This window comes from Streptomyces graminofaciens (assembly GCF_030294945.1).
GTDB lineage: Bacteria > Actinomycetota > Actinomycetes > Streptomycetales > Streptomycetaceae > Streptomyces > Streptomyces graminofaciens.
Genome location: NZ_AP018448.1, coordinates 4,143,005 through 4,159,443 on the forward strand (window position 1 = coordinate 4,143,005; position 16,439 = coordinate 4,159,443).

The window sequence follows — 16,439 nt, forward strand, 5'->3', positions numbered from 1 at the left end:
CCGGCTCTGTTGCCGCTCCGAGGGTACCGAGGCCTGGTAGAGCCGTTGTAACGCCACCCTCGTCTGAACGCAGACTAGTCCAGAGTCGTATGCGTGTTCGATCCCTCGATGGAGTGAAGTACATATCACGTTCCCTTCGAGGCATGAACCATTTAGGCTCCGGGCACGTCCTCATGAACAACCGGCAACGCAGCCGGGAGGACCGTACAACCGAAAAAGCAACCAACAAGAACCCCCCAACAGCCAGCGCGAACCCGTACGACACGAAGACACGCACTACGGCTCATTCGCCGCCAACCGGCAGCAGACAGCCGGCCCGGAAAGATTTTTTCGAGTTAAAGCCGCGAGCGGGAACGTTTTCGGCCTGGTTGGATGTTGACCCTGGTACGACAGCTCGTCGAGCTAGAGAAGAGGCGACGTGACTACTGTTCTGACCCCCGCGACCCCGCTGACGGCCGCAGACCGATGCGACCGCTGCGGCGCCCAGGCTTACCTGCGCGTCGTTCTGCTCAGCGGTGGAGAGTTGCTGTTCTGCGCCCACCACGGGCGTAAGTTCGAGCCGGAACTCAAGAAGATCGCCGCGGACATACAGGACGAGACGGAGCGGCTGACGTCCGTTCCCGCGAGCGCAAACGACGACGAACGCTGACACTTCGCGTCCACGACGAGCCGCCGCCGGCTCAAGGCCGGTGACCGGGCGGCCACTCCCGTACCCTCGGGGTGGCCGCCCGCTCGCGTACCGCACCCGCCGCGACAAGCGGGACGGCGCCGCCGGTGATCGTCGGCCGGTCGACCGTCAGCGGCCGCCGGCCGCTCTCAGCGGCCTCGGCCAGCTTCCGGGCGATGTACGAGCCCCCGGTGTAGACACCGGGGTTTCCGGCTACCCCGCAGCCGATCCCCCAGGACACCAGCCCGATCAGCTTTCCCTCGGCGACGAGCGGCCCGCCGCTGTCCCCCTGGCAGGCGTCCCGACCACCGGTGATCTCCCCCGCGCACATCATGGAGTCGGCCAGGTATCGGCCCTCCACACTTCCTGGGTATGCCTGCTGACAGACGCTGTCGGAGAGCACTGTGACGTTCGCGGCCCGCAGACTCCGCGGGTAGTTTCCGGCCCCTGTGGTGTCGCCCCAGCCGTAGACGACGGCACCCGTGCCCGGCTCGTACGCCGGATCACCCGCGCTCGCCACGGGGATGACGGAGTCTGCCGGCAGCGGCGAGGCGAGGGTTATGACGGCGAAGTCCCCGGCGTTCGTATCGGCGTCGTAGTCCGGGTCGATCCAGGTGCCGTGCACCGGGATCTCCTGGCCCTCGTTCGATATCAGCTCGCCGCGGCCCGCGATGACCTTCAGGTCCCCAATGAGGTCGGGCGGCGCCCCCAGTACGTCCTCGCTGAGGCAGTGGGCGGCTGTCAGCACCGTCGAGCGGTCGACCGCGACACCGCCGCAGAACTGTCCGGCCCGCGTACCCCCGAACCGGTCACGGCTGGACAGTGCCACCGTCCAGGGCGCGGTCGAGATGTCGACCGGATGACCACCGATGACGACATCGGCGGTCGCGGACGGGGGTGACGCCAGCGGTATCACGGCCGTGGTGGCCGCAAGGGCCAGCAGCCGAGCGAAGGACGGACGCATTCGCACTCCTCACTCTGGGGCGTTGATGGCACACCCAGCGTCATCCACGGACCGGGCGCCCGCATGCCGCACACACGCCGAAGGCCCGGCTCCCTCGGGGGAACCGGGCCTTGACGGTCGTACGGAACGGCCTCGAACACGGCCGTCCGGACGGGTGTCCTAGTCGAGGTAGTCGCGCAGCACCTGCGAACGGGACGGGTGGCGCAGCTTCGACATCGTCTTGGACTCGATCTGGCGGATGCGCTCACGCGTGACGCCGTACACCTTGCCGATCTCGTCGAGGGTCTTCGGCTGACCGTCGGTGAGACCGAAGCGCATGGAGACGACGCCCGCCTCGCGCTCGGAGAGGGTGTCGAGGACGGAGTGCAGCTGCTCCTGCAGGAGCGTGAAGCTGACCGCGTCGGCCGGGACGACGGCCTCGGAGTCCTCGATGAGGTCACCGAACTCGCTGTCGCCGTCCTCGCCCAGCGGGGTGTGCAGCGAGATGGGCTCGCGGCCGTACTTCTGGACCTCGATGACCTTCTCGGGGGTCATGTCGAGTTCCTTGGCCAGCTCCTCCGGGGTGGGCTCGCGGCCCAGGTCCTGGAGCATCTGGCGCTGCACACGCGCGAGCTTGTTGATGACCTCGACCATGTGCACCGGGATACGGATGGTGCGGGCCTGGTCGGCCATGGCGCGGGTGATCGCCTGGCGGATCCACCAGGTGGCATACGTGGAGAACTTGTAGCCCTTGGTGTAGTCGAACTTCTCGACCGCGCGGATCAGACCGAGGTTGCCCTCCTGGATGAGGTCCAGGAAGAGCATGCCGCGGCCGGTGTAGCGCTTGGCCAGGGAGACCACCAGACGGAGGTTGGCCTCCAGGAGGTGGTTCTTGGCGCGGCGGCCGTCCTCGGCGATGATCTCCAGCTCGCGCTTGAGCTTCGGCGCCAGCTTGTCGGCGTTCGACAGCTTGTCCTCGGCGAACAGACCGGCCTCGATGCGCTTGGCGAGCTCGACCTCCTGCTCGGCGTTGAGCAGGGGGACCTTGCCGATCTGCTTGAGGTAGTCCTTGACGGGGTCGGCGGTGGCACCGGCCACGGCGACCTGCTGGGCGGGCGCGTCGTCCTCGTCGTCGTCGGAGAGGACGAAGCCCTTGTTCTCGGCCCCCTCCTCTTCCTCTTCGCCGGGCTTGATGTCCTCGATGACCTCGTCCTCGAGGACCTCGGCGTCGTCCTTGCCGGCGGTCGTCTTCTTGGCCGCCGTCTTCTTGGCGACGGTCTTCTTCGCGACCGCCTTCTTGGCGGTCGTCGTCTTCTTCGCCGCCGCCTTCTTGGCGGGCGCGGCGTCCTCGGTGGAGGCGTCGACCGCAGGCGCCGCGGGGGCGGTGGCTGCGGGGGCCTTCTTGGTGGTCACCGTCTTCGCCGCGACCGTCTTGGTGGCGGTGCGCTTGGCGGGACTCTTCGCTGCGACGCTCTTTCGGGTGCGCTTGGGCTCCGCGGCACTGACCATCAGCGTCACACCCTCTTCCTCGAGGATCTGGTTGAGGCTGCGCAGTACGTTCTTCCACTGAGTGGCCGGGATCTGGTCGGCTTCGAAGGCCCGACGCACATCGTCGCCGGCGATCTGCCCCTCAGCCTTTCCCCGCTCGATGAGCGCCATGACAGAGACGGACTCGGCGATCTCCGGCGGGAGCGTACGGGATGTGCTGGCCGACACGAACAACCTCTCGGAACGTTGGAAAACGGCTTCCGGCCCCGTCCATAGCGAACAGGAGCCGACCACCGGCTTGGGGATGGGCCGACGGCGCGGGCGCGGGCCGGGAAGATGCACAGCGCCGTGAACGGCGTCCGTATTCCCTCCTCGGCTGTCACCTCTTAGGTCATCGCGCTGGTCCCACGAGCGTTACGCCCAATCTGCGTGGCCCGAGTCACACCCCGTAAGCGCGCAAAAGAGGTCAAATATGGTCAGAGGTCATCGATCACAGTCGGGGTCATACCCGTTCGACGGGTTCCCGAACGTTCGATGAGTTTCTGAACCGCTCACGGGCGATCTTCGGCGGGGCCGAAGAGGGCCCCGGCGGCAGAGCGGGGATCGCCGTCCCGTCGCTTCCCGGCGCCGCCCGGCGGTGGGCACGTGGTGCGCACGTGACGTGCGCCACCTCATGCCTCGCGTGATGTCCGTGCTCCGGCGCGCCGCCGGACGCCGTCGGGTCCCGGAAGGATCCGATGGGGTCCGGCGGCACAAGGGGTCGCCGGTCGAGCGATGCCGCGAAAGGGCTCAGGCCCGCGGCCGTGCCACGCTTGCGGTGCTCTCGGCGCGCTCAGTGTTCGCGCGGTGCGGGCACCACGCGCTCGACCTCGGGGTGAACGGTGAGCAGTTGCCGCACGGCCGTCTCGGCCGCCGCTCCGTCGCCGGCCGCGAGGGCGTCGACGATCCGGGCGTGGTGCGCGAGTGACACCTCGCCCGGCCTGTCACAGCCGGTGACCGGGCCGCCGGAGACCTGCAGGGCGGCCGAGACGATCCCGGAGAGGTGCTCCAGCATGCGGTTGCCCGCGACCTGGATGAGCAGCGAGTGGAACTCTGCGTCCGCGCGCGAGAAGGTCAGTGCGTCACCCTGGGCCATGGCGTGGCCCATGAGCTCGACCATGTCGCCGAGCCGCTGCTGGACGTCGTCGCGGCCGTGCCCGGCGGCGAGGCGCGCGGCGAGGGGCTCGATGGTCCAGCGCAGCTCGCTCAGCTCTCGCCGCTGGTCGTCGCGCTGCGGGCCGAAGGCGCGCCACTCGATGATGTCCGGGTCGAGGAGGTTCCAGTCGCTGACCGGGCGCACGCGCGTGCCGACGTTGGGACGGGCGCTGACCAGCCCCTTCGCCTCCAGGACACGCAGGGACTCACGGACGACGGTGCGGGAGACCTCGAACCGCTGGCCGATCTCCTCGGGTACGAGGGGGCGATCTGCGCCGAGATCGCCGGAGACGATCATCTGGCCCAGTTGTTGGACGAGTTGGCCGTGCAGCCCGCGGCCGCGGCTCCCCGCGGCGCGTCGGCCGACGCGCCCGAGCTCGGCGTCCGTGGTGTCCCAGACGGGGGCACCGACGCGGTCGACGCCGGGGGGCTCCGCGTAGTGATAGCGGTCGAGTTCGCCCGGTCCTGCGAGGCCGGAGTCGGCGGAGCGGGCGGCGGTCATCATGGTGTGCGCAAGGGTACTCACGCATCCTTTGTCGGCTGCCGTCTCAACTCCCTTGAGGTCTTTGGTGAAAAGCACACGAAAGGGTGATCGCTCACCCCGTCGCAATTGACGCCTTATCTGAAAGAAATGGGCGTTTTTCGAGGAGTTGTGCGCGCGAGGGGAACACAGGGTCACGAACGGTGACCGCAGAGAGATACGAACGGTCGTCACCGAACCCGGCTTCGCATGGTCGTCATGAGATACGCGCACAGCAGCACGGTCAGCGACAACAGCAGGGCGCCGCCCACGGGTTGGGCGATCACACGCGCCGCAGCGGCCAGGTACCGCTCCCCTCCGAACGGCCACTGGACCAGCACATGCTCACGCAGACGCAGCGGCAGACCGGCCGCGGTCCGTACCGTCGGCCCCTCCAGCACCTTCTGCACCAGGGGTACGACGAGGAGGGGCACGCCGAGCACGGCCGCGAGCCCGGCGGTCGTGGAACGGAAGACTCCGGCCGCGAGCACTCCCGCCCAGGCGCAGCCCACGACCAGGCCGAGCCAACTCGCGCCGAGCGCGAACCAGTCGGCGGGAGGCGAGGTCAGCTCCCGGCCGTAGACGAGATACAGCACTTCGAGGTCGCAGCCCACGGTGAGGAAGGCCAGCAGCAGCGCGGTGGCCGCGGCGACAAGGAGCTTCGCGGCGAGCAGTCCCAGGCGGCGGGGGACGGTGCCGCGGTCGGCGGCCAGGGCGGGGTGGCGGAACTCGTCACCGAAGGCGAGCGCGCCGAGCAGCCCCGCGCCGAGCGCCGCCGGTGGCAACGGCAGCTCCCGGGGCCACGCGGCCAGCAACCGCGGCTGCGGGGTGTGCCCGATCCGGGCCAGCAGTACGGCGGTGAGCGCGGAGGTGACGAGTACGGCGGCCGCGGTGACGTACGCGGTGCCGATCCCGGTGGCCCGGCGCAGCTCGTAGCGCACCGGGCGCAGGGGGCTGCGGGCCGGGCGGACGGTGATCCTCGGCGGAAGCGGAGGCAGCGGATCGGTCGCCGGGGCCCGCCCCGAAAGAGGTACGGGCCCGTCGGCTTCCTGGACGCGGGTTGACGCCTGCGGATTGCCGACGCTCGCCCGAGGTCGGCCGCGGGGTGCCTCCGGGGTCTCGGCCGGGGTCTGCTCCCCGTCGGCGGCGGACGGAGGCGTTTCGGTGGACCGAGGTGATTCGGTGGACCGAGGTGATTCGGTGGACCGAGGTGCTTCGACGGCGGGCGGCAGGCTCTCGCCCGACGGCCGACAGGGTCCGGAGGGCGTTTGAAGGGGCTCGGCCGACGGGTGAGGGTCTTCGATCGTGGCCGGAGGATCCGCCATCGGTGGTCGGGGGCCCGCGGCGGGCGCGTGCGACCCCTCGACCGAAGGCTGGGGCCCGTCGGCCGAGGACGGATCCAGGCCCGGCGTCGACGGCGGCGTTGCCATCGGCATCCGCATCGGCCCCATGTCGCCGATCTCGTCCGCGAGTTGGTGTACGAGGATGCCGTGCCGGAACGCTGTCTCGCCGACCTCGGCGCACGTACTGCCGTACACCGACAACCGGTTGCCGCCCTCCCGGACGATCTCCACGGATCGTCGTGCGGACCTGGCCTCCTTGGTGAGCAGAGCGCCGAGGCGTGCGGCGTGCGGCGTGCGGACGACGACGCGTGGGCGCAGCCTGGTGCGGGAGAAGTCGGTGGCCTCCTGGTCGGCGACGAGCCTGCCCTGTTCGAGGGTGAGGACCCGGTCGGCGGTCCGGGACGCCTCCTTGGGGTCACGCGTGGCGAACAGGACGGTGCCGCCCTGGGTGGCGTGGGCCCGCAGAATCCCGTGCAGCCAGCGGCTTTCACGGATCGACAGTCCGTCGGCGGGGCCGTCGAGCACGAGCGTGTGCGGGTCGGCCAGCAGGGCGCAGGCCAGACCGAGACGGCGGTCCATGCCCCGTGAGAGCGTGCCCAGGCGCGCGTCGCACAGGCCGATCAGGCCCACGACTTCGAGGACTTCGTCGGCGCGCCGTACGGGCAGGCCCGCGGCGGCGCACAGCATGCGGAGGTGGCCGCGGACCGTACGGGACGGGTGGCCGGGTACGTCGCCGAGCAGCACGCCCACCTCCCGGGTCGGGTGGGCGATGCGGTGGAGGGGGCGGCCTCTGAAGTAGGTGATGCCGCGGCCCTGTTGGAGTTCGAGCGCGAGCCTCAGCGCCGTCGTCTTGCCCGCGCCCGGGGTGCCGAGGAGTGCGGTGACGCGGCCGGAACGGGCCTCGAAGGACACGTCGTCGACGGTTGGCGGAAGCTCCCTGCGAGGGTTGCTGGTCAGTCCGATGGCCTGGATCACCCAAAGCAAGATAGCGCGGTATGTCCGGTTTTCCGGGCAGCTCGAGCCTCGCTTCGGGGGCAGGCCACAGGTCGCTTCGAGGCAGGCCTCTCACGGCTTGGGCAGGCGTTCGCGGAGCGCACCCCGCACTCGCGTCCGTCAGACCTCGGGGCGCAGCATCGGCGGGTTGAGGAGGGTGGCGCCACCTGCGCGGAAGAGCTGGGCCGGGCGGCCGCCCTGGCGTGTGGTGGTCCCGCCGGTCGGCACCAGGAAGCCGGGGGTGCCCGTCACCTTGCGGTGGAAGTTCCGTGGGTCGAGGGCCACGCCCCAGACGGCCTCGTAGACCCGGCGCAGCTCACCGACGGTGAACTCCGGCGGGCAGAAGGCGGTGGCCAGCGACGAGTACTCGATCTTGGAGCGGGCGCGCTCGACGCCGTCCGCGAGGATCTGCGCGTGGTCGAAGGCCAGCGGCGCCACCGGTTCGCCGTCTCGGCCGTAACCGCCCTGTTGGAGCAGTTCCTCGACGGGTGCCCAGCGTGCGCTGTTGGCGTCGCCGCCCGGCCGGGGGGCCGGCAGATCGGGGGCGAGCGCGAGGTGGGCGACGCTGACGACTCTCATCCGCGGGTCACGCTTCGGGTCGCCGTAGGTCGCGAGCTGTTCCAGGTGGGCGCCGTTGTCCTGTGCGGGGGCGGACGGGTCGTGGGCGCTCAGCCCGGTCTCCTCGCCCAGCTCGCGTGCCGCGGCCTGCGCCAGGTCCTCGTCCGGTCTCACGAAGCCGCCGGGCAGCGCCCACCGGCCCTGGAACGGCTGCTCGCCCCGCCGTACCGTCAGCGCGCAGAGCGCGTGACGACGGACGGTCAGTACGACCAGGTCCACGGTTACGGCGAAGGGCGGGTAGGCCGACGGGTCGTAGGGCATGCCGCGATCATAGTCGTCTGCCTGACGATAAACACTCCCTTCACCGGTCACGGCCAGCTTGATCCACTTCTGTCCGATACCGCTCTCCTGCGTTCTGTCCCATCGGCACTCATGAATTCCGGCCGAGGCGGCGCTGATGAGCCGCCACTGATCGTGCGATCACTTCTCACCTGGGGTCACACTCCCAACTGCAGCCCGTCGGCCGCCTCCTCGACCATGGCCAGTCCGAGTCTGCTGACGCGTACGGCGAAGGGGGCGCCCGCGACTCGCAGTCCGGTCAGGCCGATCTCGCCCAGCGGCGCGCTGCACACCGGGCGCAGCGTCACCGTCCCGGCAGGGGCGTCGGGGCGGATACCGGCGAGGGTGGTGAGGAGCAGGACCCCGGCGGCCGCCGCCGTCGCGGCCGGTCTGCAGGCGGCGGGATGGGGCAGGGGCGCGCCGCCCGCCGTCCGCTGCTCCCCCGCGTACATCTCGGGCAGCCGGTGGCCGAAGCCGTCGGCCGCCGCCAGCACCCCCCGCAACAGCGAACTCGCCTCCTTCTCGTACCCGGCGGCCGCCAGCCCCGCGACCGCGACCGCCGTCTCGTGGACACGTACGGCTCCACTGCGATGCCCGAAGGGGTTGTACGCCGATTCCTTCGCGCCCAGGCTGCGCAGTCCCCACCCGGAGTCCATGGCCGGGCCGCCGAGCAGCCGCGCGAGTTGCTCGGTCTGCACCTTGTCGAGCAGTCCTGGCGCGTGGGTGCCCGCGCCGAGCAGGCCGGTGTCGAGGAGGTGGACGGCGGCGGCGCCCAGGTGCGGCACGAGGCGGCCGTCCGGGGTGCGGGCGGCAGCGGGTCTGCCGCCGCCGCGGTCCTCTGCCCAGAAGTCCGCCCGGAACCGGTGCCGCAGCAGCCGGGCCCACTCCCTCAGCTCCGCTCCGCCCGGCCTGGCGTACGCGTCGAGGAGGTCCGCGCCCAGCAGTGCGGCCCGATGGGCATGTGCCTGTGTCTCGCAGCGCAGTGGTCCGCCGGGGCGCGGGTCGGCCAGGTAGGTGATGTCTCCGGTCGTGGTCCGCAGCCACTGCAGACAGCGCTCGGCGGCGGGCAGCAGTTCCGCTGTCTCCTGCTCGGGGAGACCCCAGCGTCTGGCTTCGGCGAGGAGTACGGGGAACAGGAGGGTCGCCTCGGTGCCGGTGCAGCCCGGCGGCAGGTGCGGGCCCACGTCCCGCCGGGGGCCGGGGATCAGGCCGAACTGTGCTCCCGGCCCCGCGAGCTGGGTGCGCGCGAGCGTGCGCAGGGTGCCTACGGCGAGGCGGGTGCCGAGCGGCAGCGTCATCCGGGCGGCGGCCAGCGCGTCGGCCGGTGCCATGCCGCAGCGCCAGGGCGCGCCCGCCGCGAGGTGGGTGTCGGACGGGTTCGCGGGATCGCGGAGCAGCAGCGCTTCGAGGTCCTCCAGGCAGGTGTGCAGCAGTGCCTGGGCTCCGGGGTCGTCACCCGCAGCACGGGCCTGGGCGATGGGGCTCGTGGCACCGCGCCCGACCGGCCGGATGGGTCCCGCCCCGTCCGGCCGTACCCGGAGCTCCACGCTGCGTGTGCCCCCCGGTGGTAGTTCGAGCTCCCAGCGCAGCAGCCCGGCGGAGGCCAGCGCGTCCGCGGGCGGCGGGTGGGCCGTGACGGTCGACTGCCCTGTGGCTCCGGACCAGCGCAGGCCGGAGTCGTGGACGCTGGCCGGCAGCTCCGGCCCGGCTCTGCCGGAGGCCACCGCGCCCAGTTCCGCGAGGTCCGTGCCCAGGGCCACCTCGACGGGCAGGCGCATCGGGCGGAGGGCCGTGTTGTGCAGGGTGATCCGCTCCGTGCCGTCCGCGTGCCGTGTGCGCTCGACCATGACGTCCGGGTCGGGCCCGGCGTCGGCGGACATGCGCAGGGTGCCCATGAATCTGGCCCGGTCGGCCGTGACCATCCGTGCCTGCACCGCCAGGGGTTCCCGCCCGGCCACCCGTACCTCACAGCGGGAGAGCATGCGCCGGCCCGCGCGGTAGAAGCCTTCCAGGCCCTGCCCGGTCAACTGCCCCTGGTCCGTCGAGATCGCGAGGCCCGGCAGGGCGACACAGATCAGCGTGGTGTGGGCGGGCGGCAGCTCTGCGGGCTTGCGCGGAATGGCGGGCGGCGCCGGCGGGGGCACCTGGCCGCGCGCCCCGGCGGGGGCGCGCTCCGGAGCGCCGCCCGCACCCATGGGAAGCGGCGCGGTGCCCCCCGTGGCCGCTGGGCGCGCGCCCATGAGGTGTGGAGTCGGGCTGCGCGTGTCCGTGCGCGGTGTCCGCGTGCCCGCCCCGCGCGTGGAGGGCTCTGTGAGCCCGCGCAGTGGCAGGCCGTCGTCGTCTGAGGTATCGAAGGCGTCGGGCGAGGAGTGCAGGGGCATGGGGCGGCTTCTTCCGCGCTCGGCGCGCGTGGGGTGTGCTCGGCACCGGGTGATCGGGCGGGACAGGACTGACACGGCGGCATGCGAACCATGGGTACCGCCACTCAGGTGAACGGAGCGGCTCCGCTCCGGGTCACGCCCCCGTTCCGGGAAGCCGACCGAATGGCCGCGGGGTGGTGTGGCGCGGGGGGGCCGAAAGGCAATGAGCCGGGGTCGCGCGGGGCGGGATGTCGTGGTGGGTCGTGGTCCACGCGTGCTCGTGCTCGTCCGGTGGGGGTGGCGCACTCACGTGTCACCCTCAGTGCCCTGTCCTCCGTCGCCGTGCCGGGCACGGGCCCGGCCGGTCGCGCCGTCGGCCGTACGTCCCGGTCGTCGGGTGGGGGCCGAGGTGTCGTCGTGGGGGTGTGGGCGTCGGGCGTCGGCCCCTCCTGGGGATCGTCGGGGGCCGCGAGCACGGGTGCCCTCTTCCGGGCGCGGCCTGCGTCGGCGCCGGGTGGAGGTGGCGCACGGCTGGTCGGAGCGGGAGTCCGTGTCTCGGGGCCGCTCGGAGGGGGTCGGCTCGTCGGCGGGATCGGGGATCACCGCGTCTTCCGGCGCGACAGGCTTCTGCGAGGCCGTTGCCTGGTCCTGACGGCCCACGGGTCCGCTCCGGTCCGTCGATGCCGGCTCCAAAATCGGCTCCGCCCGGTCGCGCCCCTTGCGTTCCGCGCGCAGGCAGCGGCGGATCGACTCCGGGTCGAGGCCTTCGTTGCAGGCCTGGTGCAGGAGGCGGGCGAAGAGGTAGTCGGGGTCTGCGGCGAGGGCCATGGCCAGGGCCTCACGGGCCTCCAGTTCGTCGCCGGTGGACCAGGCGACCCAGCCGACGAGTGTGAGCGGCGCCGCCGCGTGCTCGCCGTAGGGGCCGACGCAGCGACGGGCCAGGGCGCGCCACAGCCGAACCGCCGGGGCGGCCTCGTCGCCTTCCATCCACTCGGCGGCGCGGTCGCGGGTCGCGCGGTCCTGAAGGCCGAGGATCAGGGTGGCGGCGTCCTCGTGTCCGAGGAGTTCGTCGTCGCGGAGGTCCGCGTCGAGCGTGTCGGACGGGGGCGGGGTGTCCGTGAGCCGGCCGATGACGCGGTGGGCGAGCGCCAGCGTCTCCTCGCCCACGGCCGCTCGGCTCTCCGCGTCCAGGATCCGTGGGACGAGGGCCGACTGTGCGGCGTCGAGGGCCTCCTCCTGCCGGAGCGCGGCGGCGGTTTCCCATGGCATGAGCCGCGCCCTCAGCTCCCGCAGGCTGCCGCGCACCCGCAGACCCGCGTAGGTCGCGGCGGCGGCCAGCACCGAGGTGCCCGGCAGGCCCATCGGCTGGCCGTCGGGCGCGCAACACCCGTTGCCCGGGCAGCAGTACGACCAGAAGCGGCCGTCGGAGATGCACAGGGCCTCCACCACGGGGACGTCGAGGCTGCCGCAGGCCCGCCGCAACAGCTGGGCCAGCGGCCGAAGTCGCTCCATGACCTCTCGGCCCGACTCACCGCTCGACGGGTCCTGGCAGAGGAAGGCGACCATGCTCCCCGGCTTGACGCCGCGGCGCTCGCTTCCCGTCACGAGCCCGTGGGCCAACTGCTGGGCCACGGACGGCCAGTCGTCCGCGTGGGCCGGGATCCCGAGCCGGGCCCGCCCGCCGAACCGTCCGGGTCCGTCGCCGTCGTGCAGCGCGACGAGGACGATGCTGTCCTCGGGCCGATAGCCGAGCAGATACGGCAAGGCGTCGGCGAGTTCGGCCGGTGTGCGCAGCGTGACCTGCTGCTCGCCACGGAGGCGGCCGGTCATGCCCTGTCCTGCGTACGAGGAGGGCCCGGCGGGTACGAGGTGGCCGTGTCCCGTGTACGGGGCGGGCGCGGGGTGCCGGTGTCCCGTGTGCGGGGCGGGCTCGCCGTACTCGCTCTGCCCGTTGATGTCACCGTTGCCGGCGGTCCCGGCTGCTTCGCTGTGATTCGTCATGCGGCGACCATCTCGCGGATCTTGGAGTTCCGCTTTGACCTGTGGACAAGTTCGGGCATGACCGCGTCAGCAGTTGTCCACAGCTCGACCTGCTCGTCCCCGCGATGTCCGAGGCATCGGTTTGTATGGGGCCATGAGCGACGGAGACGTGTCCTGCCTGCCTGCCCTACATGCCTGTCGTGAGGACGATGGGGGCGACCGGGTGCAAGGCGCCGTGGAGGTGGATCAGGCTGTCTCCTTCCGCGCCGGTCTGCGCGTGATCCACGGCGGCTACGACCAGGTGGTGGTCTCCGAGCCGGATGCGGTCGTAGCGGGAACAGACCAGCCAGGACAGGCAGTCGTCGAGGAGGGGGACACCATGAGGTCCGATGTGCCAGCGGGTGGGAGGGGCGAAGCGGTCGACGCCGCGGGTGGCGAAGCGTCCGGCCAGCTCCATCTGGTCCCCGGCCAGGATGTGGATGCCGAACCAGCGGCTGTCCTTGATCCGGGCCCACGTCGAAGAGGTGTCGGCCAGGGCGAAGGAGACCAGCGCGGGTTCCGTGCTGATCGATGTCAGCGAGGTGATGGTCACCCCCACAGGGCCTGCGGAGTCCGTGGCGGTGAGCACCGCCACCCCCGACGCGTACGGTCGCAGGGCGGTGCGCAGGGCCGTTCCGTCGATGGTCATGGCCAGGTCCCGTTCACCGTTTGGACCTCCGATCCATTGATCGATTGATAGAGGCAGGGAAGACATTGGCAGGGGCAGAGGAGAAAGGGGCCGGCCCCGGGTGGTGGGAAGGGGCCGGGCCCCGCTGTCGGGGAAGGCCGCGTGGTGGGGAGTCGCTGTCAGTCCCCCGGGGGGTGCGCCTCGATGCGTACCGGTCGCAGCGCGATCGCCGCCGCCACGGCGACGACCAGCAGGATCGCCGATCCGGTGAGCACCGCGACCTGCAACCCGTCCGTGAACGCCTCGATGCTGCCCTGTTCGAGGGCCGGGCCCGCGGGGTCGGGCAGGGTCTTGGAGACCTCCACCGCCGCCTGCAGGGTGGAGCGGGTGGCCTCGCCCGCCTCGGGAGGCAGACCGGCCGGGATGACGTCCTCGACCTCGCGGCGGTACACCGTCAGCGCGATGCTGCCGAGCATCGCGATGCCGATGGCGCCGCCGAACTCGTTGCTGGTCTCCGACAGAGCCGACGCCGACCCCGCGCGTTCCCGTGGCGCGGTGGCGACCACGACATCGGTCGCCAGCAGGACGACCATGCCCACCCCGAAGGTCATGATGCTCGCGCCGGTCACGATGACGGCGAGCCCGCCGTCCGACTCCACCAGGCTCATCACCGCGAAGCCCGCACCGGCGAGGGTGAGGCCGGTGCACACGACGGCCGCGGGCCGGACCCGCTGGGCCAGCACCCCCGCCACCGTGAGCCCGAGGAACAGCGTGACGATCGCGGGAAGTTGCCACAACGACGCGATGAGCGGTCGCAGTCCAAGGACCGACAGGGCGTACTGCGAGGTGAGCATCATCATGCCGAGCATCGCGAACTGCACCACCGTGGTGGTGGCGATGGCGGTGCTGAACGCGCGGTCCCGGAACAGCTTGGTGTCGATGAGCGGGTCGGGCGAGCGGCGCTGCCGCCGGATGAACAGCACGCCGACCGCGAGTCCGGCGACGACCGACACCACCGCCCTCCCGTCGAGGTGGCCCTCGGCGAACCTCTTGGCCCCGTAGACCACGGGCAGGACCGCCGACAGCGACAGTGCCGCGCTGAACAGGTCGAACCGTTCCGGGCTCGGGCTGCGGTACTCCGGCAGCAGGATGGGGCCGAGTACGAGCGCGATGAGCATGACCGGCACGTTGATGAGGAACACCGAGCCCCACCAGAAGTGCTCCAGCAGCACGCCGGCGGTGATCGGACCGAACATCGCGCCGGCGGCGAACCCGGCGGTCCACAGACCGATCGCCGCGCGGCGCTGTCCCTCGTCGTGGAACATGTTGCGGATCAGGGACAGCGTCGACGGTGCCAGCGTCGCGCCGGCGACGCCCAGCAGGGCCCGGCTGGCGATGAGCAGTCCGGGACTGCTCGAGTAGGCCGCGAGGACCGACGCGACCCCGAACCCGGCCGCGCCGAGCATGAGCAGCCTGCGCCGCCCGATGCGGTCGCCCAGCGCGCCCATCGTGATCAGCAGGCCCGCCAGCAGGAAGCCGTAGATGTCCATCACCCACAGCACCTCGGAGGTGGTGGGGCTGAGGTCGGCCGCGACGAAGGGCACCGCGTAGAACAGCACGCTGATGTCCATCGCCACGAGGACGCAGCACAGCACGATCACCACGAGGCCGAGCCACTCGTGGTACGTGGCCTTGCCGTGCGGGGCCTCGGTGTCCTCGGCGACGGGCGCGTCCGGTGTCCCGGTCACCGCGGACCGCCTCCGGTGATCGAGGCGGCGACCTCGGCCGACTGCGAAGCGGCACAGGTCGTGCCCGCCGCGGGCGTCTTCCCGGTCACCAGGTACTCGGCCTCGTGGGCGCGTGCGCAGGAGGAGTTGAGGATGCCGGTGTGGCCGTCGCCCTCGACGGTGAGCAGCCTGCCGCCGACGATCTTCGCCGCGACCCGCTCCGCCCAGCGGTACGGGGTCGCCGCGTCGTGGCGTGTGTTGACCAGCAGGATGGGCGGCGCATTGCGGACCTTCAGCGGGGCCGGCGGATTGGCGGCGGCCACCGGCCAGTCCAGACAGCCGCTGGTCCAGTCCCAGAACTCCGAGTAACGCCAGGTGTGCGGGGCGACGGCACGCAGGTGGGCGGTCTGCGCACGCAGGTCGAGGAAGTCGCGGGTGTCCGGCGCGAAGTCGTGGCAGCCCACGGCTCGGTACGCCTTGTACTCCGGCTGCAGGTAGGACGCGGGAGCCGCCAGGTCGGTGGCGTCGGCGTCCCCGGCCTGTCCCGAGGCTGCCGCGAGCGCGCCGGCCAGGTACGGCCACGTGGACGGCTGCGTCAGGTAGGTGTAGGCGCCGCTCGCGAGTTCCTCCGCGCCGGCGTCGCGGCCCAGGCCCGCCGCGGGGATGCCGGAGGTCCCGGCGCGGGCCATGACGGTGTCGTACACGGCGACCGCGTCGGTGCCGCGCAGTGCGCACTGCTCGTCGCCGCGGCACCACCGGGCGAAGCGCCGCAGTGCCTTCTCGGTGGCGCGGGCCTCGTCGACCGCGGCCCGGCGGGCCGACAGGCTGTGGTCGACGACTCCGTCGAGCACCATCGTCCGTACCCGGTCCGGATGGCGCTGGGCGTACAGCGAGCCGATCTCGGTGCCGTACGACAGGCCCAGCCACGAGATCTTCTCCGTGCCGAGGGCCTTGCGCAGGGCCTCGACGTCGGAGACGACACTGGCGGTGTCGACATGGTCGATCAGCGGGCCGGTCGCCTCGCGGCAGGCCCGCCCCGCCGTGCGGTTGGTCCGCTTCAGGTCCTCGAACGCGGTCCGGGTGCGCGGGAACACGCTGACCGCCGGGTCGTGCAGCGGCTTCGGGCAGGTGATCGGCGTGCTCTGGCCGACACCGCGCGGGTCGAACCCGATCAGGTCGAACCGGTCCCGCAGCGGCTCGAACTCGGGGGCGGCGGTGAGCAGATCGCTGTAGGCCACCACGGCCGCGCCGGAGCCTCCGGGGCCGCCGGGGTTGAACAGCAGCGGGCCGATCCGCTTCTCCGGGTCCCGGGCGGGCAGTCTGGAGAGGGCAAGGGTGATCTTCTCGCCGTCGGGCTTCGCCCAGTCCAGCGGCACCTGTATCGCCGCGCACTGGGCATCGGGCACCGAGCCCTCACCACAGTCGGCCCAGGCGATCTCGTCCACCGCGGCGGCGCTGGGCTCCGCGGCTCCGGCCGAACCCGGTACGACCGCCGCGAGGGCTGCGGTGCACGCCGCGACGGCGACGGCCCGGACGCGGCGGGACCACCGCGCACGATCTTCCGACATGTCTGTTCCTTCGTCGTTTCGTCGTTCGTGGTTTGTCGTTCGAGGTTCTTGTCGTTCGAGGTTCTTGTCGTTCGTCGCTGTCGCTGTGGTTC

The 16,439-nt window shown here is 71.8% G+C and carries 11 protein-coding genes; 1 reads left to right on the plus strand and 10 read right to left on the minus strand.

The window, feature by feature from the left end; genetic code table 11:
• Positions 1–418: 418 nt before the first annotated feature.
• The gene (locus SGFS_RS17725) at positions 419–649 is read left to right on the plus strand and encodes a DUF7455 domain-containing protein (protein WP_286251456.1); all 231 of its coding nucleotides are present in this window, start codon (positions 419–421) and stop codon (positions 647–649) included.
• Between the two features lie 31 nt (positions 650–680).
• On the opposite strand, the gene SGFS_RS17730 is transcribed toward SGFS_RS17725, so the two are convergent.
• The 10 genes from SGFS_RS17730 to SGFS_RS17775 all read right to left on the minus strand — a co-directional run bounded on the left by SGFS_RS17730 (position 681) and on the right by SGFS_RS17775 (position 16,347).
• Positions 681–1,631, minus strand: a complete 951-nt coding sequence (locus SGFS_RS17730; RefSeq protein ID WP_286251459.1) for a S1 family peptidase — start codon at positions 1,629–1,631, stop codon at positions 681–683.
• 159 nt (positions 1,632–1,790) lie between these two features.
• Complete coding sequence (locus SGFS_RS17735; RefSeq protein WP_286251460.1) at positions 1,791–3,326, minus strand: RNA polymerase sigma factor; 1,536 nt, start codon at positions 3,324–3,326, stop codon at positions 1,791–1,793.
• A 604-nt stretch (positions 3,327–3,930) separates the two neighbouring features.
• A complete protein-coding gene (locus SGFS_RS17740; protein WP_286251462.1) occupies positions 3,931–4,818 on the minus strand; it encodes a FadR/GntR family transcriptional regulator in 888 nt (295 codons plus the stop codon).
• A gap of 185 nt (positions 4,819–5,003) precedes the next feature.
• Positions 5,004–7,130: an ABC transporter ATP-binding protein gene (locus SGFS_RS17745; RefSeq protein WP_286251463.1), complete on the minus strand. Its 2,127-nt coding sequence runs from the start codon at positions 7,128–7,130 to the stop codon at positions 5,004–5,006.
• A 138-nt stretch (positions 7,131–7,268) separates the two neighbouring features.
• Positions 7,269–8,027: an NUDIX hydrolase gene (locus tag SGFS_RS17750; protein WP_286251464.1), complete on the minus strand. Its 759-nt coding sequence runs from the start codon at positions 8,025–8,027 to the stop codon at positions 7,269–7,271.
• Between the two features lie 176 nt (positions 8,028–8,203).
• Entirely contained in the window at positions 8,204–10,240 is a 2,037-nt protein-coding gene (locus tag SGFS_RS17755) for a glycogen debranching N-terminal domain-containing protein (protein ID WP_434028203.1), read from the minus strand.
• A gap of 471 nt (positions 10,241–10,711) precedes the next feature.
• The gene (locus SGFS_RS17760) at positions 10,712–12,406 is read right to left on the minus strand and encodes a DUF4192 domain-containing protein (RefSeq protein WP_286251466.1); all 1,695 of its coding nucleotides are present in this window, start codon (positions 12,404–12,406) and stop codon (positions 10,712–10,714) included.
• 166 nt (positions 12,407–12,572) lie between these two features.
• On the minus strand, positions 12,573–13,073 hold the full coding sequence (locus tag SGFS_RS17765) for a flavin reductase family protein (protein ID WP_286251468.1): 501 nt from the start codon (positions 13,071–13,073) through the stop codon (positions 12,573–12,575).
• 158 nt (positions 13,074–13,231) lie between these two features.
• Positions 13,232–14,800, minus strand: a complete 1,569-nt coding sequence (locus SGFS_RS17770; RefSeq protein ID WP_286251470.1) for an MFS transporter — start codon at positions 14,798–14,800, stop codon at positions 13,232–13,234.
• Entirely contained in the window at positions 14,797–16,347 is a 1,551-nt protein-coding gene (locus SGFS_RS17775; protein WP_286251471.1) for an alpha/beta hydrolase, read from the minus strand. Before SGFS_RS17775 ends, SGFS_RS17770 begins: the two co-directional genes overlap by 4 nt.
• Positions 16,348–16,439 lie beyond the last annotated feature (92 nt).